Origin of the sequence: Streptomyces sp. 11-1-2 (assembly GCF_003595545.1) — a bacterium.
Taxonomy (GTDB): Bacteria; Actinomycetota; Actinomycetes; order Streptomycetales; family Streptomycetaceae; genus Streptomyces; species Streptomyces hygroscopicus_B.
This window is the reverse complement of sequence record NZ_CP022545.1, coordinates 9686512-9713014: the sequence shown is the minus strand read 5'-3', so window position 1 is coordinate 9713014 and position 26503 is coordinate 9686512. Positions and strand designations below refer to the sequence as shown.

Below are 26503 nucleotides of genomic sequence, written 5' to 3'. Positions count from 1 at the left end.
TCTGTACGGATCAGGGTGCGGCCCTGTACCAAGGTCAGGACACCATCACCCATCGCCCTCCAGCGGAAACAGGACGACACGGATGCCGACCACCCAAGCCCCGACGAACTGGGCCGGGAACATCACCTTCTCCGCCGCCCGGCTGCACCACCCGGACACCGTCGACGAGCTGCGGCGGATCGTCCGCTCCGCCGACCGGGTGCGGGTGCTCGGCACGGGCCACTCCTTCAACCGCATCGCCGACACCGAGGGCGATCTGGTGAACCTGGACCGGCTGCCGCACCGGGTGGAGATCGACCCCGGGAAGCGCACCGCGACCATCGCAGCGGGCATGCGCTACGCCCATGTGGCCCAGGCCCTGCACGCGGAGGGCCTGGCGCTGGCCAACCTCGCCTCGCTGCCGCACATCACGGTCGCGGGGGCCTGTGCCACCGCCACCCATGGCTCGGGGAGCGCCCAGCAGTGTCTGGCGGCGGCGGTCGCGGGGCTGGAGATCGTCGGCCCCGACGGCGAGGTGACCCGGATGGACCGGGACGCGGACCGGGACCGGCTGAACGGGGCCGTGGTCGGGCTCGGCGCACTGGGCGTCGTCACCGCCATGACGCTGGACATCGAGCCCACCTACGACGTGGCCCAGTGGGTGTGGACCGGGCTTCCGCTGGACCGGCTGGACGACAGCTTCGAGGAGATCTTCGGCGCCGCCTACAGCGTCAGCGTCTTCACCGACTGGCACTCGGGCGAGGGGGTGGTGTGGCTGAAGTGCCGCACCGATCTGCCCGATCCCCCGGAGCCCGGGCAGCCGTGGCTGGGGGCCGTCCCGGCCGACCGCCACCACCACCCGGTGCCCGCGATGCCGCCGCTGCACTGCACCGAGCAGTTGGGCGCGCCGGGGCCGTGGCATGAGCGGCTGCCGCACTTCCGCCCGGACTTCACCCCCAGCAACGGCGATGAGCTGCAGTCGGAGCTGCTGCTGCCGCGCGAGGCCGCCTCGGCGGCGTTCGCCGCGCTGCGCGGTCTCGGCGACCGGATCGCGCCCGTGGTGCAGGTGTCCGAGGTCCGTACGGTCGCGGCGGACGAGCTGTGGCTGAGCCCCGCGTACGGCCGGGACAGCGTCGCCTTCCACTTCACCTGGGTCCCCGACCACGAGGCGGTGATCGAGGTGGTGGCCGCGATGGAGGAGGCGCTGCTGCCGCTGGGGGCACGGCCGCACTGGGGCAAGCTGACGACGGCCGCTCCCGAGCGGGTCCTCGCCTCGTACGACCGGGCCGCCGACTTCGCACGGCTGCTGGCCGAGTACGACCCGGCGGGGAAGTTCCGCAACGCCTATCTGGACGGCTACTTCCCCACCGGGTGACCCCGTCGCCCCGCCCGGGCGGGGCGTCAGGGGCCGGTCCTCAGCCGGTCCAGGACCATTCGGCGACCTCGGGCATATCGGTGCCGTGCTCGCGGATCCAGGCGTGGTGGCGGGTGCGGGCGTCCTGCATCCGCTGCCGTACGGCCACGGCGCGCCCCGCGAGCCCCGGGGTCCGGTCGATGACGTCCATCACCAGCCGGAAGCGGTCCAGATCGTTGCGGACCACCATGTCGAACGGTGTGGTCGTGGTGCCCATCTCCTTGTAGCCGCGCACATGGAGGTGCGGGTGGACGGCCCGGCGGTAGGACAGCCGGTGCACCAGCCACGGATATCCGTGGTAGGCGAAGATCACCGGCCGGTCGCGGGTGAACAGGGCGTCGAACTCGTGGTCCGGCATCCCGTGCGGATGCTCCTCCTTCGGCAGCAGCCGGGTCATGTCGACGACGTTGACCACGCGCACGGCCACATCGGGCAGATGGCGGCGGAGGATTCCGGCCGCCGCGACGACCTCCTGGGTGGGCACGTCGCCCGCGCCGGCCAGCACCACGTCCGGCTCCCCCGCGCCGTTCTCGGTACCGGCCCAGTCCCAGGTTCCGGCGCCGCGGGCACAGTGGGCGCGCGCCTGGTCGAGATCGAGCCAGTCGAAGCAGGGCTGTTTGCCCGCGACGACGACATTGACGTAGTCGCGGGTGCGCAGGACATGATCGGCCACGCTGAGCAGGGTGTTGGTGTCCGGCGGCAGATAGACGCGCACGACCTCCGGGCTCTTGTTGAGCACATGGTCGACGAAACCGGGGTCCTGGTGCGAGAAGCCGTTGTGGTCCTGGCGCCACACATGCGAGGTCAGCAGATAGTTGAGCGAGGCCACGGGGCGCCGCCACGGCAGTGAGCGGGACACCTTCAGCCATTTGATGTGCTGGTTGACCATGGAGTCGATGATGTGCACGAACGCCTCGTAGCAGGAGAAGAGACCGTGCCGCCCGGTCAGCAGATAGCCCTCCAGCCAGCCCTGGCAGAGGTGCTCGGAGAGGATCTCCATGACCCGGCCGCTCCGGCTGAGGTGCTCATCGGTGGGCAGGACGGACTCCTGCCACGCCTTGCCGGTGGCGCGGAAGAGGCCCTCCAGCCGGTTGGAGGCGGTCTCGTCGGGGCCGACCACCCTGAAGTCGCGGCGGGCGGCGGTGTCCTCCATGACCTTCTCCAGCAGCCCGCCGAGGACCCGGGTCGGCTCGTGCAGGGTCGCACCGGGCTTGTCCACGGGGACCGCGTACCGCTCCAGGGCGGGCAGGGGCAGCGAGCGCAGCAGCAGCCCGCCGTTGGCATGCGGATTGGCGCCCAGGCGGCGGTCGCCCTCCGGGACCTCGGCCAGAAGCGCCGGCCGGGGCCGCCCGTCGGCGTCGAAGAGCTCCTCGGGGCAGTACGAACGCAGCCAGCGCTCCAGCTGCCGCAGATGCTCCGGGTTCTCTCGGACGCCCGGCAGGGGGACCTGGTGAGCGCGCCAGGTGCCCTCCACGGGGAGCCCGTCGACCACCTCGGGCCCGGTCCAGCCCTTGGGCGTACGGAGCACGATCACCGGCCAGCGCGGCCGCTCGGTGATGCCCTCCTCGCGGGCGGTGTGCTGGAGCAGGGCGATCCGGTCCAGAGCCTCGTCCAGGGCGTGCGCCATGGCCCGGTGCACGGCGAGCGGTTCGTCCCCGGCGACGTGGATCGGCTCATGGCCGTACCCCCGCAGCAGCTCGTCGAGTTCGGGCCGGGGCAGCCGGGCGAGCACCGTGGGATTGGCGATCTTGTACCCGTTGAGGTGGAGGATCGGCAGTACGGCGCCGTCGTGGACGGGGTCCAGGAACTTGTTCGCGTGCCAGGAGCCGGCCAGCGGACCGGTCTCGGCCTCTCCGTCGCCGATGACGCAGGCGACCAGCAGTCCGGGGTTGTCCAGTGCGGCCCCGTAGGCGTGGGCCAGGGAGTAGCCGAGCTCACCGCCCTCGTGGATCGAGCCGGGGGTCTCGGGGGCGACATGGCTGGGCACCCCGCCGGGGAAGGAGAACTGCCGGAAGAGCCGGGCCATGCCCGCCGCGTCCCGGCTGACGTCCGGATAGATCTCGGAGTAGCTGCCGTCCAGCCAGGAGCCGGCGAGCACCGCGGCGCCGCCGTGGCCGGGGCCCCAGACGCAGATGGCGTCCAGGTCGCGGTCCTTGATGACGCGGTTCAGGTGGGTGTGGACGAGGTTGAGGCCGGGTGAGGTGCCCCAGTGGCCCAGCAGCCGGGGCTTGATGTGGTCCGGGCGCAGCGGCTCGGTCAGCAGGGGGTTGGCCAGCAGATAGATCTGGCCCGCCGCGAGGTAGTTGGCGGCGCGCCAGTGGGCGTCCAGGGTGCGGATCCGGTCGTCGCCGAGCCCGCTGTCCGGTGAGCCGGTCGAGCTGTCCGGTGAGCCCGTCGAGCTGTCCGGCGAGCCCGTCGTGGTCGGTACGTCTGGCATGGCCCTCTCTCCCTCGTGGTGTCCGGTGATGTGCCCTCGTGGTGTCCGGTTTGCTTTGCCTGACGGTCGCGTCGCCTGCCCGCCGGGCGCGCCACCGGTCGGCCGTTCAGACCCGCTCCGGCACGATCACCACCGGGCAGGGCGCGTGGTGCAGTGCCGCGTGGGCGATGCGGCCGAGCTCCAGTCCCACAGCGTGACCGTGGCCGCGGCGGGCGCCGAGGACCAGCAGATCGGCGGTGGCCGCCGCGTGGAGGAGCGCCTTGCGGGCCGTTCCCTCGACCGTCTCGCGGTGGACGGTGACCTCGGGGTGGTCCCGTCCGGGGGTCCGCAGGGCGTGATCCAGCGTCCGCTCCGCCCGTGCCCAGTGGGCACGTACCGGGTCCCCCTCCAGCAGCAGATCATCCGTCACCTCACCGGCCGGAGCGCGCCAGGCGCGTACGGCCTCCAGCGTGCGGCCGCTCACCTCGGCCTCGCGGAAGGCGAACCGGGTCGCGGCCGAGGGGCCGACCGTCTCGCCCACGCCGAGCACGATCCGGCCGAAGGCGCCGCGCCGGTTGGGCTCGCCGCCGCGTACGACGGTCACCGGGCACGAGGCGCGGGCGGCGACCGCGAGGCTCACCGAGCCGAGGAGCAGCGCGGCGAGTTCGCCGCGCCCGCGGGAGCCGGTGACCAGGCCCGAGGCGTCCCGGCCGGCGCGCAGCAGCGCGGCGACCGGGTCCTCCGGCAGGACCTCGGCGCAGACCTTCACCTTGGGGCCGCGTCGGCGGGCGCGCTCCGCGGCGGAGGCGGCGATTTCCTCGTCCCTGATCAGCTCCCAGGGGCGCGCCGGGTCGGCGGCGGGGGCGATGCCCTCGTACCGCTCCCACAGCGAAGCATGGATCAGCCGCAGCGGCACCCCGTACCGGGCCGCCGCGTCCACCGCCCAGTCCACCGCCTGAAGGCTGTGGTGCGAGCCGTCGACGCCCACGACGAGGGGGAGGTCCACCGTTTCCACCACCTTCCACGCGGCGGCCGCACTGTGCCGACGCCTTTTCACCCTCGCTGCCGTGCGGGATCCGGCGCGAGGGGCGCTTCGGCCCCACCGGGGGTCGTTCGGCCCAGGGCGTCCATGCGGGCCGAACGGTCCGCATCGGACCCCGGGCAGCCCAAGAGGGCGGGCGGGTCGCCGTCCGAAGCTGGGACCGGACCGGGGAGGCACCGATGAAGCACCGCAAGATCGGCAACGTGATGACCGACGACGTCGTCCGGGTGAGCTCCATGACCTCGTTCGACGAGGTCGGTGCGCTGCTCTCGCGGCACCGCTTCAACGGGCTGCCCGTGGTGGACGACGACGACAAGGTGGTCGGCATGATCACTGGGACCGATCTCAGCGAACCCGCCCCGACGGCCGGGCAACTGATGTCGCGGCCCGCGGTCACCGTGCGCCCCCAGGACAGCATCGTGGACGCGGCCCGCGCGATGGAACACCATCGCGTCGAGCGGCTCCCTGTCGTCGACGAGGAGGACCGGCTGATCGGCATCGTCACCCGCCGGGATCTGCTGCGGGTCTTCCTCCGCCCGGACGACGAGATCCGTGCCGAGGTGATCGACGAGGTGCTGGTCCGCTCGCTGTGGCTCGGCCCGCAGTCCGTCGCGGTCACCGTGACCGACGGGATCGTACGGCTGGAGGGCCGGCTGGACCGGCACAGCGAGATCCCCATCGCGGTCCGGATGGCCGGACAGGTGGACGGCGTGGTGGCCGTGGTCGACCGGCTCACCTACCTGATCGACGACTCCACCGGCCGGGGAGGTGCGCGGCGATGACCCACCCGGCCAAGCCGGTACGGGACGGCCGGGTCGTGGTGGGCCTGGACGGCTCGGACAGCGCGTGGGCCGCGCTGGACGGTGCGGTCGCCGAGGCACGGCGCCGTCACACCACGCTGGAGATCGTGCACGCCTGGCCGTGGGCGCGGACCGACCCGCTCGCCTTCGACCCGGACAGCGAACCCCGGCGGCCCGCGGTGGAGATCGCCAGGACCGTGCTGCGGCTGGCCGTGTCGCGGGCCCAGGAGCAGGATCCCGAGCTGCGGATCGTGCCCACCCTGACGGCGCAGGACGCGGTGCCCGAGCTGCTGCGGATCGGCGGGGACGCCGCGCTGATCGTCATCGGCACCCGGGGGCTGGGCGGTTTCACCGGACTGCTGCTCGGCTCGGTCGGGCTCCGGCTGGCCGCCCACACCCGGCGCCCGCTGCTGGTGGTACGGGGCGAGCCGACGACGACATACGGGCCCGAGAGCCACGGCAAGGTGCTGGTCGGGGTGGAGAGCGGCGCGGACGCGGCGGCGGCCCGGTTCGCCTTCGAGGACGCGAAGCGACGCCGCGCCCGACTGCGGGTGCTCTACGCCTGGCCGCGGCCCCGGGTCTTCGCGGGCGATCACGCCCTGCCCGCACGCGAGGTGGTGGCGCTGCGCGCCGAGCGGGAGCAGACGGTGGCCTACGGCATGGTGGCCGGTCTGCGCGAGGAGTTCGGGCAGATCCGGGTACGCGAGCACACCACCCACACGGCCCCCGCCCATGCCCTGGTGGAGGCGTCACGAGCGGCCGACGTCCTGATACTCGCCATCCACCGGCGCACCCCCCGCCTCGGCATGCAACTCGGCCCGGTCACCCACGCGGCACTCCACCATGCGCACTGCCCGGTGGTGCTGGTGCCGGTGGAGTAGCTCTGGGGCGCCGGGACGGAGTGGGGGCCCTGGGGGCTCCCCAGCCGAAGGCTCCCCAGCCGGGTGACGAGGCCGAGCGGGTGCGCGGGGGTGGCGCGCCGGGCGACGGCCCCGGGGGCGGGGCGGGGTGATCGAACCGGGCGACCAAGCCGGTGGACGTGCCGGGTGACCGAGCCGGACGACCGGGTCGGTGGACGGGCCGGACGACCGGGTCGGTGGACGGGCCGGGCCGCCGCGCCAGGCAGGCGCATCAGGCGACCGGCCCGGTGGACCGTGCGGAGCAACCGAGCCGAGCGGGCACGCCAGGCGACGAACCGAGCACCGGAGCCAGGAGACGTCGTCGAGCAGCCGGTCCAGGCAGGCAGGCCAGGCGACGAGACCGGGCAAACCCCACCGGGCCATCAGGTCGGCGGACGCACCGGGCAACCGCGCCAAGCGGTGGCGCCGAGCGGCCAGGGCAGGCGACGAGACCGGCCGACCGCACCGTGCCACCAGGTCGGCGGACGCGCCGGGCGATGGCGCCAGGCAACGAAGGCCAGTCGACCGCCCCGGGCGACCATGGCGCGCGAACGCGCTGAGCCACCGCGCCGGTGGGCAGGTTGGCCGGGCCGGGTTCCGGGGCTTGTTCCGGGCAGTGGAAAGGGCCGGATGACCTGGGCCCTGGGACCCAGCCGGGACCGGTCGGCCCTGTCGGTGGAGGCCCGGTCATGGTCCGCTGGAGATGGCACCGGGGGCATCCGGCAGACGCGGAGAAGCGGACGCACGAATACCGCGCACCGCGCAATCAGGGCCCGCGAGAAGTGGGCGCCCCCGGCGCCGCGCCTCAGGCTGGGCGCCTCCCAGCGGTGGCCGCGGCTATGGACAAGGAGTGCGTCGCCGCCGTGAGGGCAGGCGCGCGGGCCGCGGTCAGGCTGCGGCGCCGCGCACGAGCAGCCGGGCACGGTCGGCAGTCGGCTGGCGGCTGGCGGCCCGTACGCCCCGGAGGCGGGCCGAGGTGCCGAGTGGGTCTGCCGGGAAGGAGGCAGCGATGGCGCGCCCCGTCACCGTCGGGCTGGACGGTTCCCCCGAGAGCCTGGCCGCCGCCGGCTGGGCGGCACACGAGGCCCGTTCGCGCGACGCGCCGCTGCGGCTGGTGAACGCGTGGCCGGGGACCGATCAGAAGGATCTGACACCGGGCCGGGAGGCCGCATGGCACTACTGGGCCGAGCGCGCCCTGGGCTCGGCGCGCGCCGAGCTGGACGCCGACCACCCGGACATGGCGATCCTCACCGACCAGATCCCCGGCCGGCCCGCGCCCGTTCTGCTGGCCGAGGCGGAGCGGGCCCAGTTGCTGGTGGTGGGGTCCCGCTCGATCGGCGCGGTCGCCGGGTTCTTCCTCGGCTCCGTCGGCCTGGAGCTCGCCGCACGCGCCGTGACCCCCGTGGTCCTGGTGCGGGCGGACGCGCACGAGGACCGGCAAGGCGATGTGGTGGTCGGGGTGGAGCCGGGCGAGCCGGGCGAGGACATCCTGGAGTTCGCGTTCGACGCCGCGGCCCGCCGCGACGGTGTGCTGCGGGCCGTGTACGCCAGCCGGGTCCCCGCTATCCGGGGCGACGCCCCCTGGGTGGTGGACGTGGGGATGAGCGACGCGCGCGAGGAGTCCGAGCACGCGCTGGGCGAGGTGCTGGCGCCGTGGCGGGACAAGTTCTCCGAGGTGCGGGTCTTCGAGGAGATCGCGTCGGACAGCCCGGCCCGGCAGCTCGTGGGCGTGGCGGCGGGGACGGCGCTGATGGTCGTGGGCCGTGGTCCGCGCCAGGTGGGGTTCGGCCCACGGCTGGGGCCGGTCACCCAGGCCGTGGCGCACCACGCCGCCTGCCCGGTCGCGATCGTGCCCCAGCGATGAGACCTCGGGGCGCTCGGCCACCTCACCACACGGCGCGCCCCACCGGATGACACACCGCGCGACGAGGCGGCCGAGAACCGCGGCGGAAGCCGAAGGCGAACACCCGGAGGAGAAGGCGAACAACCGGAGGAGAGGAAAACGGCCATGAAAGCACTCGTCTTCCACGGGCCGGAGCAGTCCTCCTGGCAGGAGGTGCCCGACCCCGAACTCGAGGCCACCACCGACGCGATCGTCCGGATCGACACCGCGACCATCTGCGGCACCGATCTGCACATCCTCCGCGGCGAGCTGCCGGACGTCAGCCCCGGCAGGGTGCTCGGCCACGAGGGAGTCGGCGAGATCGTCGAGACCGGTGCCGACGTCCGCGGGGTCCGTCCCGGCGACCGGGTACTGCTCTCCTGCATCTCGGCCTGCGGCCACTGCCGCTTCTGCCGGGAGCGCAGCTACGGACAGTGCCGTGACGGCGGGGGCTGGATCCTCGGGCGCCTGATCGACGGCACCCAGGCCGAGTACGTCCGGGTGCCCTTCGCCGACATGTCCACGCATCCGCTGACGGGGTCGGTCGAGGGCCATGACGCCGTGCTGCTGGCGGATGTCTTCCCCACCGCCTATGAGGTGGGCGTCCTCAACGGCCGGGTGGGGCCGGGCGATACGGTCGTGGTGATGGGCGCCGGGCCCGTCGGGCTGGCCTCGATCGCCACGGCGCAGTTCTTCTCCCCCGGCCGGATCATCTCCATCGATCCGGACCCGGCCCGGCTGGACGCCGCCAAGCGGGTCGGCGCCGACGCGGTGGCGGACCCCGCCGAGGACCCGGAGCGGCTGGTCGGCGATCTCACCGAAGGGCTCGGCGCCGATGTGGTGATCGAGGCCGTCGGGAGCCCCCGGAGCTTCGAGACCTGTACCCGGATGGTGCGGCCGGGCGGCCGGATCGCCAATGTCGGGGTGCACGCCCGGCCCGCGACGCTGCATCTCGAAGAGCTGTGGATCAAGAACGTGACGATCACCACCGGGCTGGTCGACACCTTCTCCACCCCCACCCTGCTCTCCCTGCTGGCCGCCGGGCGGCTGCCCGCGTCCACGCTGATCACCCATCTGTTCGAGCTGGACCAGATGGAGGAGGCGTACGACGTCTTCGCCCGCGCGGCCGACACCGGCGCGATCAAGATCGCGCTCGGCGAGGCCGCCCGTCCGCTGGTGGCCCGGGGGACGTGAGCGGGAAGGTGACGCGTATGGGAGCGCCGATCGTCGTCGGCGTCGACGGTTTCGCCGAGAGCCCGCCGGCCGCACACTGGGCGGCCCGCGAGGCGCTGCTGCGGGATCTGCGGCTGCGTCTGATCCACGCTTGGAACCCGCCGTCGCCCGAGGCCCCGGCCCTCCCCCACGAGGACGACCTGCGCTACTGGGCGCAGCGTCTGCTGTCCGATCTGGTGGGCGAGTTGCGCGACGCCCATCCGGGGCTGCGGGTCTCGGCCGAACTGGTGCCGCGCGAGACCGTGCCCGCCCTGCTGGACGCGGCCCGGGACGCCGAGATGCTGGTGCTCGGCTCGCGCGGCCGCGGCACCCCCGGCGGCTTCCTCCTCGGATCGACCGGCCGCCATGTGCTGGCGCACGGGGAACGGCCGGTGATCATGGTGCACGCCGACGACCGGCCGCTGACCGCCGATGTGACCGTCGGGGTGTGCCTTCGGGGGACGAACGAGGAGACGCTGCGGTTCGCCTTCGACGCCGCCGCCCGGCGTGGCGGCGCGCTGCGCGCCGTGCACGCGGGCGCGGGCGGGCCGGGAACCGAAGAGGTCGGGGCAGCGGGAGCGTCGGCGGCGGCGGACGCGCTGGACGCGGCGCTGCGCCCCTGGCGGGAAAAGTACCCCGGGGTGCCGGTGGCGGAGGCCCTCACCTCCGAGCGCCCGGCCCTCGGTGTGATGCACACCGCGCCGGGCTCCGGGCTGCTCGTGCTGGGCCGGGAGGAGACGGAGCCTGGCCCCGTCCCCTGCCTGGGCTCGGTGATCCACGCGGCGGTGCACCACGCGCCGTGCCCAGTGGCGGTCGTTCCGTGCGGCTGATGTCCGAAGGGAGGCGAGAGTGACATGTCGGAGGCGATGATCACCGACCTCTACGAGGCGACGATGGCCCTGTCGTATCTGCGCGAGGGCATGACCGGCCCGGCCACCTTCGACCTCTACGCCCGCGGGCTGCCGCCCGAGCGGGGCTTCCTGGTCGCCGCGGGCCTGGAGCCGGCGCTGGACTTTCTCTCCGGCTTCCGCGTGGGGCCCGAGGACGTGGCGGCGTTCGCCGCGGCGATGCACCGTCCGTACGAGGATCTCGAACCCCTGCTGGGGCTGGGCTTCGACGGCGAGGTGCGGGCGGTGCCCGAGGGGCGGATCGTCCTGGCCGGGGAGCCGCTGCTGGAGCTGACCGCGCCGCTGCCGCAGGCCCAGCTGGTCGAGACGTATCTGATGGGGCAGCTGAGCCATCAGACCACCATCGCCTCCAAGGCGGCCCGGTGCGTGCTGGCCGCGGCGGGGCGCCCGGTGGTGGACTTCTCGCTGCGCCGCACCCACGGCCCCTGGGCCGGGATGCAGTCGGCGCGGCTGAGCGCGATGACCGGGTTCACGGCGACGAGCAATGTCGCGGCGGCCGCCGCGTACGGGATCGAGGCGAGCGGGACGATGGCGCATGCGTACATCGAGGCGTTCCCGGACGAGGAGGCCGCGTACCGCGCGTTCGCCCGTACCCACCCCGGACCGGTCACCTTCCTGGTGGACACCTATGACACGGCGAGCGGAGTGGCCACCGCGGCGCGGGTGCTGAGCGAGCTGGAATCCGGGCCCAGCGGCGCGATCCGGCTGGACAGCGGCGACCTGGCCGAGCAGGCGGTGCGCGCGCGGGAGATCCTCGACGCGGCGGGGCTGCCCGAGGTGCGGATCGTGGTGAGCGGCGGGCTCGACGAGTACGCCGTGGAGGAGCTGATCCACTCGGGCGCGCCGATCGATGCCTTCGCCGTGGGCACCCGGATGGGGGTGTCGGCCGACGCCGCCGCCCTCGACACCGCGTACAAGCTGGTCGCCTACGACGGGACCCCGGTGATGAAACTGTCCTCGGCCAAGGCCACTGCCCCCGGGACCAAGCAGGTCTGGCGCCGCCCCGGCTACGCCGATGTGATCGGCGGATGCGACGAGCTTCCGCCCCACGGCGGCGCACCACTGCTGGAGACCGTGATGCGGGAGGGCAGGCGCACCGGAGCCCCCGACACCCTCGACCGCGCGCGGCGGCGGTTCGACACCGATCTCGCGGGGCTGCCACCGCACGCCCGGCGAATCCGCCACCCGATCCCGCCCCGGCCGGCCACCTCCGCCGGACTGGCCCGGCTCGCGGGGCGGGTGCGCCACCGGATCGAGCACCGGCTCGCGGTCGGCGGCGAGGCGGGCGGAAGACAAGCAGCGTGACCAAGGAGGATGCCGTGCCCCGGAGTGCACACATTGTGAGCGATGTGATGACCCATACCGTCGTCGCCGTCGGCCGCGAAGCGCCGTTCAAGGAGATCGTCAGAACCCTGGAGCAGTGGCGGGTGAGCGCCCTGCCGGTGCTGGAGGGCGAGGGCCGGGTCATCGGCGTGGTCTCCGAGGCGGATCTGCTGCCCAAGGAGGAGTTCCGCGACAGCGATCCGGCGCGGGTGGCGCAGTTGCCCGACCTCCCCGGTATCGCCAAGGCGGGCGCGGTGACGGCCGACGAGCTGATGACGTCCCCCGCCATCACCGTCCACGCGAGCGCGACGCTCGCCGAGGCCGCGCGGATCATGACCCACAAGCGGGTCAAACGGCTCCCGGTGGTGGACGAGGAGGGCCGGCTGGAGGGCATCGTCAGCCGTGCCGACCTGCTGAAGGTGTTCCTGCGGCCGGACGACGACATCGAGGAGGAGGTGCGCCGCGAGGTGGTGGCCCATCTCTTCCCGGCCGCGGGGGAAACCGTCCGAGTGAGCGTGAACGAGGGCGTGGTCACCCTGACCGGCCGGGTCAAGGAGGCCGTTCTCATCCCGGCGGCGGCCCGTCTCATCCGGGCGATCGAAGGCGTGGTCGACTTCGACAACCAGCTCACCGCCGCGCCTCATACGGCCCAGCGGCGGTAGATGCGCGGCGCGCTCCGGCGGGCCCTGCCGGGCCGGGAGCGCGGGACGGCACGCCCGGCCGCACCGGGAGGCCCCGGCGGCGTGGCCGGAACCGTCCGAGGGCGCCACGGCACGAAGACGACAACGGGCCCCTACGCCACTACCGCGCCGCCGCGCGCCCGGGGGCCTCGGGCCTCGATGCCACACACACCAGGACCCACCGGGCACGGCGGTAGGTGATCGGGCCTCACCGGACGTGGCGACTCCAGCGCCACTGGGCGCTGCGGCCGAGTGTCACGCGCCCAGCGGCGTCATCCGCCGGTGTCACAGGCGCCCAGACCGGCCGGGCACAGCGGTCCGCGGCCGGGCGTCACCGTATGCGGGCGACTCCAGCGCCGCTGGGAAGCGCCCCCGGGACCGAACGCCATCCGCCCGGCGGCCTCAGCCCGCGATGCCACACGCACCAAGCCTCCCAGGACGCGGCGATGTGTGGCCGGGCCTCACCGGATGTGGCGGCTCCAGCGGGGGCCGACCTCGGCCCAGGCGCGTCCCCATTCCTGGGTGCGGGCGCGGTCCAGGCGCCAGCGCGCCATACCGCGTCCGGCCAGCGAGATCGCGCCCACGCCCGCCGCGGCCGACGTCCCGGCGAGGACCGCGCGGGTGGCGATCTGCTCGGGGGTGGGCGGTCGCTGGACCAGTTGGCCCCGGCCGTCGGTCCAGACCTCGGTGGCGGTGCCCGCCTTGCTGCCGTCGTGGACCCGGGCCGTGCCGGTGTGGACGGTGCCGTCCGGGCCGGTCCACCGGACGATCGCGCGCACCTGGCCGGTGGTGGACCCGTCACCCGCGGGCTGCGGAACGGGCGCGTCCTCCTTCAGGACCGCGGGCACCCGGTGCCGGTCCGCCCGCTCCTGTCGCAGCGACGCGTCCACGGCGGTGCCCGCGGCCACTCCCGCCACCGGGCCGCCGACCGCCATCACCAGGCCGGTGACCAGCACGACCCACGCCTCGATCACATCCGAGCGGCGTCTGAGCGGGTTGCGCCGCCACCGCCATGTCCGCCGCCCCCGCACTTCCGTGCCCATGTTGCGACCGTCGCACGCGCGGGGAGGGCAGGACGAGGGCCGGGCAGCCCCCTTGAGGGCCCGTTCGGCCCTGGTATCGCCCTGACCTGCTGCGCCACGATTCCCACCGGGGGGCAGGGCGGACGGTGGACGAACAGTGCGAGAGCCCATGACCGAGACACGAGCGACATCGGCGACACCAGCGACACCGATCAGGGTGTTCCTACTCGACGACCACGAGGTCGTCCGGCGCGGACTGCACGATCTCCTGGACGCCGAACCGGATATCGAGGTGGTCGGCGACGCGGGGACCGTCGACCACGCGCTGGCCCGCGGCCCGGCGCTGCGGCCCGACGTGGCCATCTTGGACGTCCGGCTGCCGGACGGGGACGGCATCACGGTCTGCCGCGAGCTGCGCTCCCGGATGCCGGATCTGGCCTGTCTGATGCTGACCTCGTTCGACGACGACGATGCGCTGTTGGACGCGATCATGGCCGGGGCGGCGGGCTATGTGCTCAAGCAGATCAAGGGGTCGGACCTGGTCTCGGCGGTGCGCACCGTCGCCTCCGGCCAGTCGATGCTGGACCCGGCCACCACCGCCCGGCTGATGAGCACCCTGCGGGGGGATACCGCCCCGCAGGAGCCCAGGGACGAGGTGCTGGCCGGGCTGTCCCCGCGCGAGCGGGAAATCCTGGTGCTGATCGGCGACGGGCTCACCAACCGGCAGATCGGCAAGCGGCTCTTCCTGTCCGAGAAGACGGTCAAGAACCACATCTCCCGGCTGCTGGCCAAGCTGGGCGTGGAGCGCCGTATCCAGGCGGCGGTGCTGGCGACCCACTCGGCCCCGCCCCCCGCCGACGGCCATCCGGGATGACCCGGGGCCGGGGCCGCACGGCCCCGGCCGTGCCTCCGACGGCCCCGATCCTGACGGCCCGGCCGCTGACGGCCCCACCACCACTTACGACCCACCACCGCTGACGGCCCACTGGCGAGGAGACCCCATGCAGCCCGCAACGCTCGACGCGGCGATCCTGGAGAAGCTCATCTCCGCGGCCGTGGCCGCCCCGTCGATGCACAACACCCAGCCGTGGCGCTATCGGCTGAACCCCGACACCGTCACGCTGGAGGTCCGGGCCGCCCCCGAGCGGGCGCTGCGGTACGCCGATCCGATGGGCCGGGCGCTGAGCGTCTCCGCCGGGGCCGCCGTGTTCAATCTGCGGGTCGCCGTGGCCCACTTCGGCTGGGACCCGGTGGTCCGGCTGCTGCCGTACCGGTCGCAGCCCGATCTGCTGGCCACGGTGCGCCTGGCCGCGACGCCCAACGACGGCGACGGACACCATGACGACGGGCACCATGACGACGGGCACGATGCCCCGCACGGCGATCCGCATCACGATCTGTACGACGTCATCTGGCGGCGGCACAGCAGCCGCTCCCCCTTATCCGGGCGCCGACTGCCGCCACGGGTGCTGTACGAACTGGCGGAGGCGGCGCGCGCACACGGGGCCACGCTGTGGCTGGCGGGCCCCGAGGAGACCTCGCGGCTGTTGCGGCTGACCGCCGAGGCGGAGCGGCGCACCTCGGAGGATCCGCGTCGGCTCGCCGAGAGCCGCGACTGGGTCCGCGGCACCGGGCCGTACGGCATCCCGGCGGCCGCCCTCGGGCCACGGGACGTCACGGGGCGGCTGCCGATGCGCGACTACCTCGGCCCGGGGCCGGACGGCCGCCGGGGCGGTGATTCGCCCGCGGCGGCGTTCGAGAGCCACCCGGCCATCGCCGTACTGGCCACGGACCAGGACCGGCGCACCGACTGGCTGCGGGCCGGGCAGGCGCTGGAACACGTACTGCTGCTGGCGACCTCGTACACGGTCCGGGCGTCCCTGCTGCACCAGGCGCTGGAGTGGTCGGATCTGCGGTGGTCGCTGAGCGACGCCCACCGGACGCCGGGCCATGTGCAAATGCTGATCCGACTGGGTTACGGACCGGTCGGGCCGGGCACTCCGCGCAGCGAGGCGGCCGAGTCCCTGGACGGGGGCCGCTGAGGCGGCATGGGCGCCCGCTGACGCGGCACGGCCAACGCCGACCGCTCCGGCAGCGGCAAGCCCACCGCCCCCGCAGCGGCACCACCCCGCCCAGGCACCCTCAGCGACACGGCCACCGCCTACCGCCCCCGCAGCGGCACCACCTCGCCTACCGCCCCGCCGCAACAAGCCCGCCGCCTACACCTACCGCTCCGGCAGCGGTACGCCCCACACCAAGCGGGTGCCACCACCCGACGGCTCGCCGAGCTCCAGCTCGCCGCCGAGCTTCTCGGCGCGCTCGGCCATGTTCCGCAGTCCGCTGCGGTGGCCGCCCTCGGGGACGCCCACCCCGTTGTCCGTGACCATGAGGGTCAGCCGCCCGGCCGCCACGACCAGCGAGATCTCGGCGGCGTCCGCCCGTGCGTGCCGGGCGATGTTCGACATCGCCTCGGCCAGGACGGCGACCATGTCGTCCGCCACGGTGCGCGGCACATCGGTGTCGACCAGGCCCTCGGTGCGCAGTGAGGGGGTGAAGCCGAGCGCGGGCACGGCTTCCTCGATGGTCTTGGCGGTGCGGACCCGCAGCCCCTGAACCGCCGGGCCCGCCTCGTGCGAGCGCAGCCCGAAGATCGTCGAGCGGATGATCTTGATGGTGTCGTCCAGGTCGTCCACCACCCGCAGCAGCCGTTCGGAGCCCTCCGGGTGCTGGACGAAGCGCAGCGTGGACTGCAGCGTCATCCCGGCGGCGAAGAGCCGCTGGATGGCCAGGTCGTGCAGATCGCGGGCGATCCGGTCGCGGTCCTCCAGCAGCGCGAGCTGCTCCGCGTCGCGCCGCCGCTCGGCCAGTTTCATCGCGATGGCCGCCTGGCCCGCGAAGCCCAGCAGGGTGTCGGTCTCGATCTGGGTGAAGGCGGGGCTGTCCGCCATGCGGGCCAGTGAGAGCACCCCGCCCACTCCGTCGCTCGTGCGCATCGGCACCGCGACGGCCGGGCCGAGCCCCTCCCAGCGCTGCGGGCCGACCGTGATCCGCGGGTCGTTCTGGACGTCGGTGCTGGTGACCGGCTCGGAGGCGGTGAAGGCCGCCCCGCCGAAGGTGCCCCGGCGGGGCAGCACCAGACCGCGGTGGGCCTCGGCGTCGGTTCCCGCCGCGAGCGCGACCTGCAGTTCGTCGGTGCCGGGCACCGACAGCATCAGCACGCCCAGATCGGCGGAGAGGATCCGGCGGGCGTGCTCGACGATCAGCTCCAGGACCCGGGTCTCGTCCACTCCGGACAGCAGGCTGTTGGTGACGTCGGCGTTCGCCTCCAGCCAGCGCTGGCGGTGCTGGGCCTCCTCGTACAGCCGGGCGTTCTCGATGGCCACTCCGGCGGCCACGGCGAGGGTGGACAGCACCGTCTCGTCCTCGCCGTCGAACTCCTTACCGCCGCGCTTCTCGGTGAGATAGAGGTTGCCGAAGACCTCGTCGCGCACCCGGATGGGCACCCCGAGGAAGGAGCCCATCGGCGGATGGTTCGGCGGAAAGCCGTAGGAGGCCGGATGCTCCGAGAGTTCGGCGAGCCGCAGCGGCTGCGGGTGGCGGATCAGCTCCCCCAGGAGGCCGTGACCCGCCGGCAGATGCCCGATCGCCTCGATCCGCTCCTTGTCGATGCCCACCGGCAGGAATTCGGCCAGCCACTGGTCCTCGCCGATCACCCCCAGCGCGCCGTATTCGGCGTCCACGAGCACCACGGCGGCCTCGACGATCCTCCGCAGCACATGCGAAAGATCCAGCTCCCGGCCCACCGACAGGACGGCTTCCAGGAGGCTGCGCACCCGGTCCTGGGTGCCGCGCACCCCGTCGATGCGCTGCTGCAGCTCCTCCAGCAGCTCGTCCAGTCGCAGCTGGGGCAGGGACTCGGTACTCCTCGCGCTCTCCATACCCACGGTGCCTCCGTCGGCCTCACCGCGCTCGGCGCGGCATTCCGCACGGCCCTCACTCTCTTCACGGTAGCCGCGCCCGGCCGACGATGAGTCGGTCGGAACATCTTGGCGTGAGGGAGCACGTTGGCTAATGTGCGGTCCTGTTCGCTCTGGAGCGTTTTCGACACCCACAGAAGGGTGGACCACCAGATGCCCCTACGCCTCCGCCGTCGCCTCCTCCTCCCCCGCTTCTCGCGGCCACCCCGGCCACCCCGGACATCCCGGGCCCCCAGGCCACCCCGGATATCCCGGATCGCCGCCCTCGCCCTGGCCCTCGCGCTCGCCGCCCCCGCCTCCCCGGCGGCAGCGGCGAATCCCCCCGATCCGCCCGCGGATGTCTACAAGCTGCTGGAGGACCCCGAGGTCACCTCGGTCGGACAGGAGCCCGCCCATGCGCGGCTGACCCCGTACGCCGACACCGCCGGCGCCCTCGACGGCGGCTCCAGGAGCCGCTGGACCGCCTCGCTCGACGGCGACTGGAAGCTCCACATGTCCGATCGCCCCGAGGAGGTGCCGAAGGACTTCTTCACCGAGGGCTACGACACCTCCCGCAGCGGCTGGCGCAGTGTGAGCGTGCCGCACACCTGGCAGACGGACGGTCTCGACCATCCGGTGTTCCGGAACATCCCCACCGAGATGTATCCGGACGCTCCCCCGAAGGTCCCGCATGACGTCAACCCCACCGGCGCCTACGTCAAGACCTTCGAGCTGCCGAAGAGCTGGGAGAAGCGGCGGACGTTTCTCCGCTTCGAGGGCGTCACCAGCGGCTATCTGCTGTGGGTGAACGGCTCCTACGCCGGCTATGACCAGGGCGGCTACACCCCCGCCGAGTTCGACATCAGCGACCGGCTGCACCCGGGCCGCAACACCGTCGCAGTGCAGGTCCACCGCTGGGGTTCGGGGGCGCATCTGGAGGACTACGACCAGTGGCGGTTCTCCGGCATCTTCCGCTCGGTCGGGCTGTACTCCACCCCGGCCACCTATCTGCGGGACATCACGGTCAAGACCGATCTGGACGCCCGGTACCGCGACGCCCGGCTGACCGCCGAGGTCGAGGTGGCCGCCAAGGGCCCGCGGCGCGCCGCGGATGAGCGCAAGGTCCTCGGCACGCTCTACGACCGCCGCGGACGCAAGGTGACAACGATGTCAGGAACGGTGGACGGCGGCAGCGGATCCACCACCCTCACCGCAGACGTGGCCAATCCGGCCAAGTGGACCGATGAGACGCCCGACCTCTACACCCTCGTCGTCCGGCTCACCGACGCCGACGGCACGGTCACCCACACCACGGCCCAGCCGGTGGGCTTCCGCGAGATCGAGATCAAGGACAGACAGCTCCTCGTCAACGGCAAGCGCATCCTCGTCAAGGGCGTCAACCGCTCCGAGACCGACCCCGGAACCGGCCGCCACGCCACCCGTGAGCGCACCGCCTCGGACGTCTCCCTGATGAAGCAGCTCAACGTCAACTCCGTGCGCACCTCCCACTACCCCTCGGATCCCTACCTCTACGAACTGGCCGACGCACGCGGCCTGTGGATCGACGACGAGGTGGACATCGAGACCCATCACCACGACGCCTGCCCGGACGACTGCCTGGCCGAGCGGCCCGAGTGGCAGGCCGCGTTCATGGACCGCCTCACGGCGATGTACGAACGGGACAAGAACCATCCCAGCGTGCTGATGTGGGACACCGGGAACGAGGCCGGTCTGGGCAAGGCCCACTACGCGATGGCCGACTTCCTGGACCGCGAGGACCCGGCCCGGCCGGTCTACCACCAGCCCAACAGCCCGGACGGCGACGCCCCGTTCGCCGATGTGTGGGGCCCGCGCTACCCCTCCCCCTCGGGTCTGGAGGAGAAGGCGAAGACCACCACCAAGCCCATCATCATGGGTGAGTACGCCCACGCCATGGGCAACTCGCTCGGCAACTTCCGGGAGTTCTGGGATGTCGTACGCAAGTATCCCCAGGTCCAGGGCGGCTACATCTGGGACTGGGCGGAGCAGAACATCACCCAGCCGTTGCTGACCACCCCCGACACCTCCGGCAACGACATCCTCTCCTACGTCTCCGGAAAACCCGGTCTGGTGGCGGGCCACCGGGGCAAGGCGCTGGAGCTGTCCGGTCTTGACGACTTCGTGGAGGTCTACCGCGACCCGAAGCTGGACACGGTCTCGGACGCGCTCACCCTGGACGCCTGGGTGAAACCCGCCGACTGGACCGGCTCCTTCACGGTGATCGCCAAGGGCGACCACAGCTATGCGCTGAAGATGCGCGACAAGGACACCCTGGAGTTCTACGTCTACGGGGACGGGGACTGGCACACGGTCGCGGCCGATGTCCCCGACGGCTGGTACGGCTCATGGCATCGCGTCTCGGGCACCTTCGACGGCCGGACGCTCCGGCTGCTCATCGACGGGAAGCAGACCGCGTCGGCCGACTGGACCGGCACCGTCGGCTCCTCCGCGCAGCCGGTGAACATCGGCCGCAACCCGGAGACCGACCAGGAGAACATCCGCACCCGGATGGCACACGGCACCGTCGACCAGGTCCGCGTCTACCACAAGGCGCTGAGCGCGGATCAGCTCGCCGCCGACCCCAGCACGGACGCGGTGCTCGCGCTCGACTTCGACCGGCTCGACCGGAAGGGGGAGTTCCTGTCCTATGGCGCCGGGACCGGTGGGGTCGACGGGGTGGTCTCCTCCGACCGCACCGTCCAGCCCGAGGCCCGCGCCATGGCCGCGGTCCACGCCCCGGTCCGCATCTCGGGCGACGAGGCCCGCGCGGGACGGATCGAGGTGCGCAACGAGCGGTCGTTCACCGGCACCGACGACCTCCGGCTGCGCTGGCGCATCACCGAGGGCGCCCGCACCCTGGCCCAGGGCAGCCGCACACTCGGCCTGGCCCCCGGCGAGCGGACCACCCTCCGGCTGCCGAAACCGCCCGCCAACCCCCAGGACGCCGACCGGCAGTTGACCGTGGAAGCGGTGCGGGCCGCGGACACGGCCTGGGCGAAGGCGGGAGACCGGGTGGCGGTCGAGCAGTTCGACATCGGCGGCCGGCAGCTCGCGGGCACGGTACCGGCGCGGGCACCGGGGAAGGTGAAGGCCACCACGTCCGGCGACCGCCTCACCGTCACCGGCGAGGGCTTCTCGTACGCCTTCGACCGGGCCAGTGGCGAGCTGGTCTCCATGAAGTCCGGCGGGCGGGAGCTGCTCGGCTCCGGCCCCGAGCTGGACGCCTGGCGCGCCCCGCTCAGCAATGAGATCGGCTCCGAGGAGGGGCCCTGGCGCGAGGCGGGCCTGGACCGGCTGCGCACCGCGCCGGGCAAGGTCACGGTGGACGAGCGGGGCGGCGAGGTCGTCGTCACCGCGCCCTCCTCCGCCGCCGCGCCCGGCGTGAAGGACTCCTCGTTCGCCCAGACCCTGCGGTACACCGTCAGCGGCACCGGGGAGCTGCGCCTCGATCACCGCGTCGAGGCCCGCGGCGCGGCGCGCACGGTGCCCTATCTGCCCCGTATCGGGCTCTCGCTCCGGCTGCCCGACCGCTACGACCGGTTCACCTGGTACGGGCGCGGGCCGCAGGAGAACTACAACGACCGTAAGGACGGCGCACCGGTGGGGGTGTACTCCACGGACGTGGACGAGCAGTTCGCCGGTTACACCAAGCCGCAGGACTACGGGAACCATGAGGACGTCCGCTGGGCCTCGCTGTCCGACGGCAGCGGCGGGCTTCTGGTGTCGGGGGACTTCTCGGCCGGGGTGACCCCCTACACCGGGATCGACCGCGCCGCCTATCCGTTCGCCCTCCGCAAGGACCCGGTGGGCAACACCCTGCACCTGGACCACGCGGTGAGCGGTGTGAGCGAGACGTTCCACACCGTGCTGCCCCAGTACCAGGTGCGGCCCGCCAAGGAGTACGCCTACACCCTGCGGCTGCGCCCGCTGACCGGCGCCGAGGCCCGCACCGGCACCCCGCGCGGCCCGGTGGTCTGCGCCCCCGAGGCCAAGCTCACCGCCGCCGACACCACGGTGTCGGCGGGTGAATCGACCTCGGCGGAGCTGACCGTCACCAACCCCTGCGGCACTCCGCTGCGCGACGTCACGGCGGCCTTCGGCCTGGCCGAGGGGTGGACCGCCGAGCCCGGCACCCTCGACCTCGGCGACCTCGCGGCGGGCCGGACCGCGACCGTACGGACCGAGATCACCCGCGGTGAGGGCACCCCGGACGGCCTGCGGCCCGCCGTCGCCGACGTCCGCGCGACCTCGGCGAGCGGCGCGCGGGTGAGCGGCTCGGCGTCGGCCGACATCGACGGCACGCCTCCCCCGCCGCGCGGCGACGTGGCGGTGTCCACGCTCGACTTCCTCACCGCGGACAACGGCTGGGGCCCGGTCGAACGCGACCACAGCAACGGCGAGTCCGCCCCCGGCGACGGCAAGTCCCTGACCGTCGGCGGCACGGCCTACGAGCGCGGCCTCGGCACGCACGCCGATTCGACGGTCGAGGTCTTCCTGGGCGGCAACTGCTCGTCCTTCACGGCCGAGACGGGCGTGGACGACGAGGTGGGGGCCGACGGCAGCGTCGTCTTCGAGGTGTACGCCGACGGCGAGCGGGTGTACCGCGGTGAGACGGTGCGCGGCTCGGACGCGGCCGTACCGGTGAAGGCCGACGTCGAGGGCGCGCAGCGGCTCCGGCTGCGGGTCACCGACGGCGGCGACGGCAACGCGCATGACCACGCCGACTGGGGAGCGGCCACGGTGCGCTGTGGAACGGGAGGAACAGGAGGAACGGGATGACCTGACGGCGGATGGCCGCGGGCCCCGGTCACGCACCCCGGGGCCCGCGCCGTCCGTCCGGTCCTCGGGCCCGCGCCGTCCGTCCGGGGACCGGCCCCGCGCCTTCCGTTCAGTCCCCGGCCCCCGCGCCTTCCGGCCCCTGGAGCAGCTCCTCGAGCCGGTCCAGGAAGACCCGCTGCTTCGTCACGATCTTGCGGCGGGCCTCGTCCGGGCCGAACCAGGCGACCCGGTCGATCTCGGGGAACTCCCGCATCCGGCCGGACCCCTTCGGCCACTCCATGGTGAACGTGCCGGGTGTGATCCGCTCCGGGTCCAGATCGCCCGCGCGCGCCCAGACGGTGACCTCCTTGCCCCCGGTCTGCGTCACGGAGCCGAGCGGAAGCGGCTCGCCGCCGGGCGGGGGCATGCCGAGCTCCTCCTCGAACTCCCGGCGCGCGGCGGCCTCCGGAGTCTCGTCCTCGTCGTACTCCCCCTTGGGCACCGTCCAGGCGCCCGCGTCCTTGGCGGCCCAGAACGGGCCTCCCATATGGGCGAGGAGCACCTCGATGGCCGGACCGGCCGGGCCCGCACCGCGGTACAGCAGGAGTCCGGCGCTGCGCTTAGGAGTCACAGCGACCAGTGTGCGCCCACCCCGCCGGGGTGGTGTGCCGGGCTCGCCGGGTCAGCCCTTGCGGGCGTAGCCGAGGTAGGTGACCAGCGGCCGGGCGTCCGGGGCGAGGACGAAGTCGACGATCGGCGGGATCTGCTCATCGCTGATCTGCCCCTTGCGGCGCGCCATGGTGGCCTTGACCAGGCTGCGCGGGTCCTTGGGCTTGAAGTCGCAGATGTCCTCGTTGCGCAGCCCCTGCCGGTCCAGGGCAGCGGTCAGTTCGGCGGGGGTGCGCAGCCGCGCCGCCGTGTAGCGGCCGGCCGGCATGATGCGGGTCATCGGGACGCGCTGGAAGGCACCCAGGTAGATCAGCCGGGAGAGCAGGGTGCGGTTGACGGTGTCGTAGATCAGCACACCGCCGGGCCGCAGCACCCGGGCGGCCTCCGCGAGCACCCGATCCAGCTCCGAGGTGATCTCGAAGGTGTCCGCGTAGTAGGCGAGGTCGAACGCGCCGTCGGCGAGGCCGAGTTGCTCGGCGGGCGCGGTGCGGTACTCGATCCCGGGGTGCTCGCCGTCGCCCGCCTCACGCGCCATCTCGGTCGCGGTGGCGGAGGGGTCGACCGCGACGACATCGAAGCCGAGACCGGCCAGCCCGCGGGCCAGCAGCCCGCGGCCGCTGCCCACGACCACGGCGCGGCTTCCGGACGCGGAGAGGTCCGCGCTCTTGAGCGTGGTGCGGACGTACTCCAGGCGGCTGTCCTGAAAGGTGACGGCCCGGATCTGACGGCCGTCGACGGCCTCCGGCGACCGTGAGTCCAGTTCGATGTGCGGGGCGGCGGCCATCGTCTTCTCCCTCACGGGTGCGCGGATTCGCGGATTCACCGGTGCCTGGGGTGGGCCGGACAGGCTCGCCCGGTTCCCCGAGGAAACCTAACATCCTTAAGTTCCCTCAGGGAACTCGGCTAGGGTTGTGTCATGACCCGTACTCCGCTCGCCGATGTGGCGTGCTCGATCGCCCGCGCCACCGATCTGTTCGGCGACGCCTGGACGGCGCTGATCATGCGGGATGTGCTCACCGGGGTCACCCGCTTCGACGATCTCGCCCATGACCTGGGCATATCGCGGAAGGTCCTGGCCGCCCGGCTGTCCCGGCTGGTCGAGGAGGGGGTGCTGGTCCGGGAGCGATACCAGGAGCGTCCGCCACGTGAGCACTATCGCGCCACCCCGAAGGGCGAGGAGCTCTATCCGGTGCTGCTCGCCCTGATGGAGTGGGGCGACCGCTGGTACGCGGGCCCCGCCGGGGCGCCGGCCCGGATCCGCCATCTCGGCTGCGGACGGGACACCACACCGGTGTCCGCGTGCGCCCACTGCGGGGAGCCCCTGACGGTCGGCAACACCACCCAGCTCCCGGGCCCCGGTGGACGCACCGGACCCGGCACCCAGGTACTCGGCCCGCTGCTCGCCGCGCGGGAGGACACCCCGGAGACCGGGCACCCGGCGACGGTTTGAGCGAACGGCACGGGGCACTCGGCACCACAGCCGGGCATCCGACCACGAGGAGCGCCGACCATGCGCTACGAAGAACTGACGGGCCTGGTCCAGGCCCGGGCCCAGCTCCCCGACCGGCAGTCGGCCGAGCGGGCGATACGGGCGACGCTCGAAACCCTCGCCGAGCGCATCCCGGGCGGGCTGGCGGACCACATGGCGGCACAGCTCCCGCAGGAGGCGGGCGAGCCCCTGCGCCGGGTCGCCGCCGCATACGAGGGCACGCCCGAGGAACGGGCACACCGGCGGGACCACGGCGAGCGGTTCGACCTCACCGGTTTCGCGGGCCGGGTCGCCTGGCGCACCGAGCACACCGAGGATGAGGCGCTGCGCGAGGCGGCCGCCTTCTTCGAGGTGCTGGACTCGGCCGTGGACCCGGAGCTGATGGAGAAGCTCTACGGCGTGCTGCCGAGCGACATCCGGGAGCTGCTGCCGGAGGCACGCGCCGAGCAGGGCTGGAGAGAGCGCCCCTAGTCCCAGGCCCGGTGCGAGCGGCTCACTCCGGCTGCCCCGGGTGGCCGGGATGTCCGTGGCGCGGCGGCGGGCTCGGCTCGGCCGCCGTCTGCGGCGTCACCGGCGATCCACCGCGCGGCGGCGAGGGCCGCTCGGGGAACGGCTCGGCGCGCGGCTCGCCGGGCGAGGGGGTGGCGCCGCCCGCCAGTTGGCGCAGGCGCGCCGTGACCACTTCGACGACCGGAAGGCGGTCGGCGTGGGAGCGCTCGTACTCCAGCAGCTTCCGCAGCCGCTCCTCGGTGAGGGCGCGGATGCGGTGCCGCAGGGCGCCGAGCGGCAGATGGTCGTAGTCCGCGAGCGGCAGGTTGTCGTGGCTGGTCATCCATCCTCCCTCCGCCCCTCCTCCGGGGCCCGTGCGGCGAGCGGGTACCCGCGCACGTACAGCGAAAACGACATAGCGGGCGGGCGCGGCGGGAGGGGCTGCCGCCCCGCCGTGCATAACGGGGGAGCACCGCGGGGCGGCAGCGGCCGAGCCGGGAGGACTCGGCCGAGCCGCGGGGCGTGGGATGTTCCCGGCGGCTCATCGGTGTCTACGGACCCCATCGGTGCCCTGTTCATCTTTGTCCGATGGTGAGCACCCGCCGTTCGAGCACCGGCCACGCCCCCGGTGCGCGGGGCGGTCCGGACCCCGGTCCGGGTCCGCGGATTGCCGTGGCGTGATCGTCTGTCAGGCTGTCCCCATGCCGATCACCACCGTGTCCGAGCTCGTCGACGAACTGCTCTCCGGGCCCCGCCCGCTGCCGATCATCTCCGCGGGCGTCCCCGTCCTCCGGCAACCGGCCTTGCCGTACGAGGGCCAGCTGGCCGCGGACGTGCTGGACCGGCTGCTGGCGGCGATGCGGGAGACGATGCACTCCGCGCCCGGGGTGGGGCTCGCCGCCCCGCAGATCGGGGTGCCGCTGCGGCTGGCGGTGATCGAGGACCCGGCGGAGGTGGCGGCCGAGGTGCAGGAGGTGCGCGGCCGGGTGCCGCAGCCGTACCGGGTACTGGTCAATCCCGCCTACGAACCGGTCGGCGACGGCCGGGCGGCGTTCTTCGAGGGGTGCCTGAGCATCCCCGGCTGGCAGGCCGTGGTCAGCCGCCCGGACCGGATCCGGCTGCGCGGGCAGGACGAGACGGGGCGGGAGCTGGACGAGGAGTTCACCGGCTGGCCCGCGCGGATCGTCCAGCACGAGACCGACCATCTCGACGGCGTCCTCTATCTGGATCTGGCCGAAACTCGCTCCCTGTCCACCGCCCAGGCCGTCAGCGACTACTGGTCCCAGCCCACCCCCGCCGCCGCCGCCCATTCACTGGGCTTCCCGCTCCGGACCGCCACCGGCACCGGCGATGACAGCGGCGGCGCCGTCGCTACCGCTCCGTAACCACGGGCCGACCAGCGGCATGTGTTCGTCATCGACTGGCAGTCGCCGAATCACCACACGGACACTGTGACGTACGTCGCCACGGCAAGACTGGTGAACGCCTGCAGTGCGCGCCGCCTCAGCGCACCGCACGGCGAGTGA

Annotated in this window: 21 protein-coding genes; 14 read left to right on the top strand and 7 right to left on the bottom strand. The window is 73.4% G+C overall.

Going from position 1 to position 26503, the window contains the following annotated elements; genetic code table 11:
• The first annotated feature begins 82 nt into the window (after positions 1-82).
• On the top strand, positions 83-1354 hold the full coding sequence (locus CGL27_RS41855) for an FAD-binding protein (RefSeq protein WP_119992701.1): 1272 nt from the start codon (positions 83-85) through the stop codon (positions 1352-1354).
• Positions 1355-1394: 40 nt separating this feature from the next.
• On the opposite strand, the gene CGL27_RS41850 is transcribed toward CGL27_RS41855, so the two are convergent.
• Positions 1395-3830 carry a phosphoketolase family protein gene (locus tag CGL27_RS41850; RefSeq protein ID WP_119992700.1) on the bottom strand — a complete coding sequence of 812 codons (2436 nt, stop codon included), beginning with the start codon at positions 3828-3830 and terminating at the stop codon, positions 1395-1397.
• Positions 3831-3936: 106 nt separating this feature from the next.
• The gene (locus CGL27_RS41845; protein WP_119994811.1) at positions 3937-4815 is read right to left on the bottom strand and encodes a universal stress protein; all 879 of its coding nucleotides are present in this window, start codon (positions 4813-4815) and stop codon (positions 3937-3939) included.
• 215 nt (positions 4816-5030) lie between these two features.
• Here CGL27_RS41845 and CGL27_RS41840 point away from each other — a divergent pair, with 215 nt between their 5' ends.
• The 7 genes from CGL27_RS41840 to CGL27_RS41810 all read left to right on the top strand — a co-directional run bounded on the left by CGL27_RS41840 (position 5031) and on the right by CGL27_RS41810 (position 12537).
• Complete coding sequence (locus CGL27_RS41840) at positions 5031-5633, top strand: CBS domain-containing protein (protein ID WP_119992698.1); 603 nt, start codon at positions 5031-5033, stop codon at positions 5631-5633.
• Complete coding sequence (locus CGL27_RS41835; protein WP_119992697.1) at positions 5630-6532, top strand: universal stress protein; 903 nt, start codon at positions 5630-5632, stop codon at positions 6530-6532. The genes CGL27_RS41840 and CGL27_RS41835 overlap by 4 nt, the downstream gene beginning before the upstream one ends.
• Before the next feature lie 1027 nt (positions 6533-7559).
• A complete protein-coding gene (locus CGL27_RS41830) occupies positions 7560-8414 on the top strand; it encodes a universal stress protein (protein WP_162953190.1) in 855 nt (284 codons plus the stop codon).
• Between the two features lie 144 nt (positions 8415-8558).
• Positions 8559-9626, top strand: coding sequence for an alcohol dehydrogenase catalytic domain-containing protein (locus CGL27_RS41825; protein WP_119992694.1), 1068 nt, complete (start codon positions 8559-8561; stop codon positions 9624-9626).
• A 17-nt stretch (positions 9627-9643) separates the two neighbouring features.
• The gene (locus CGL27_RS41820; RefSeq protein WP_119992692.1) at positions 9644-10474 is read left to right on the top strand and encodes a universal stress protein; all 831 of its coding nucleotides are present in this window, start codon (positions 9644-9646) and stop codon (positions 10472-10474) included.
• Between the two features lie 24 nt (positions 10475-10498).
• On the top strand, positions 10499-11857 hold the full coding sequence (locus CGL27_RS41815; RefSeq protein ID WP_119992690.1) for a nicotinate phosphoribosyltransferase: 1359 nt from the start codon (positions 10499-10501) through the stop codon (positions 11855-11857).
• Between the two features lie 14 nt (positions 11858-11871).
• A complete protein-coding gene (locus CGL27_RS41810) occupies positions 11872-12537 on the top strand; it encodes a CBS domain-containing protein (RefSeq protein ID WP_014056801.1) in 666 nt (221 codons plus the stop codon).
• Between the two features lie 479 nt (positions 12538-13016).
• On the opposite strand, the gene CGL27_RS41805 is transcribed toward CGL27_RS41810, so the two are convergent.
• The gene (locus CGL27_RS41805; RefSeq protein WP_237298513.1) at positions 13017-13598 is read right to left on the bottom strand and encodes a hypothetical protein; all 582 of its coding nucleotides are present in this window, start codon (positions 13596-13598) and stop codon (positions 13017-13019) included.
• A 148-nt stretch (positions 13599-13746) separates the two neighbouring features.
• On the opposite strand from CGL27_RS41805, the gene CGL27_RS41800 reads away from it, so the two are divergent.
• Together CGL27_RS41800 and CGL27_RS41795 are read left to right on the top strand one after the other, a co-directional pair.
• Positions 13747-14451: a response regulator transcription factor gene (locus CGL27_RS41800; protein ID WP_119992689.1), complete on the top strand. Its 705-nt coding sequence runs from the start codon at positions 13747-13749 to the stop codon at positions 14449-14451.
• Positions 14452-14578: 127 nt separating this feature from the next.
• Positions 14579-15619 (top strand): hypothetical protein, encoded by a 1041-nt coding sequence (locus CGL27_RS41795; RefSeq protein ID WP_119992687.1) that lies wholly within the window; start codon positions 14579-14581, stop codon positions 15617-15619.
• A gap of 183 nt (positions 15620-15802) precedes the next feature.
• Here CGL27_RS41795 and CGL27_RS41790 read toward each other — a convergent pair whose 3' ends face one another.
• On the bottom strand, positions 15803-17515 hold the full coding sequence (locus tag CGL27_RS41790) for a GAF domain-containing protein (protein ID WP_119992685.1): 1713 nt from the start codon (positions 17513-17515) through the stop codon (positions 15803-15805).
• A 192-nt stretch (positions 17516-17707) separates the two neighbouring features.
• On the opposite strand from CGL27_RS41790, the gene CGL27_RS41785 reads away from it, so the two are divergent.
• Positions 17708-22351 (top strand): glycoside hydrolase family 2 TIM barrel-domain containing protein, encoded by a 4644-nt coding sequence (locus CGL27_RS41785; protein WP_119994810.1) that lies wholly within the window; start codon positions 17708-17710, stop codon positions 22349-22351.
• A gap of 109 nt (positions 22352-22460) precedes the next feature.
• Here the strand turns inward: CGL27_RS41785 and CGL27_RS41780 are convergent, their stop codons facing one another.
• Both CGL27_RS41780 and CGL27_RS41775 read right to left on the bottom strand, forming a co-directional pair.
• Entirely contained in the window at positions 22461-22961 is a 501-nt protein-coding gene (locus tag CGL27_RS41780) for an NUDIX domain-containing protein (RefSeq protein WP_119992684.1), read from the bottom strand.
• A 51-nt stretch (positions 22962-23012) separates the two neighbouring features.
• Positions 23013-23783: a methyltransferase domain-containing protein gene (locus CGL27_RS41775; RefSeq protein ID WP_078639206.1), complete on the bottom strand. Its 771-nt coding sequence runs from the start codon at positions 23781-23783 to the stop codon at positions 23013-23015.
• 132 nt (positions 23784-23915) lie between these two features.
• Here CGL27_RS41775 and CGL27_RS41770 point away from each other — a divergent pair, with 132 nt between their 5' ends.
• Both CGL27_RS41770 and CGL27_RS41765 read left to right on the top strand, forming a co-directional pair.
• Positions 23916-24449 (top strand): helix-turn-helix domain-containing protein, encoded by a 534-nt coding sequence (locus CGL27_RS41770; RefSeq protein ID WP_119992682.1) that lies wholly within the window; start codon positions 23916-23918, stop codon positions 24447-24449.
• Positions 24450-24509: 60 nt separating this feature from the next.
• On the top strand, positions 24510-24959 hold the full coding sequence (locus CGL27_RS41765; protein ID WP_119992681.1) for a DUF2267 domain-containing protein: 450 nt from the start codon (positions 24510-24512) through the stop codon (positions 24957-24959).
• Between the two features lie 22 nt (positions 24960-24981).
• Here CGL27_RS41765 and CGL27_RS41760 read toward each other — a convergent pair whose 3' ends face one another.
• The gene (locus CGL27_RS41760) at positions 24982-25320 is read right to left on the bottom strand and encodes a hypothetical protein (protein WP_078639209.1); all 339 of its coding nucleotides are present in this window, start codon (positions 25318-25320) and stop codon (positions 24982-24984) included.
• Between the two features lie 358 nt (positions 25321-25678).
• On the opposite strand from CGL27_RS41760, the gene CGL27_RS41755 reads away from it, so the two are divergent.
• Complete coding sequence (locus CGL27_RS41755) at positions 25679-26362, top strand: peptide deformylase (protein ID WP_119992679.1); 684 nt, start codon at positions 25679-25681, stop codon at positions 26360-26362.
• Positions 26363-26503 lie beyond the last annotated feature (141 nt).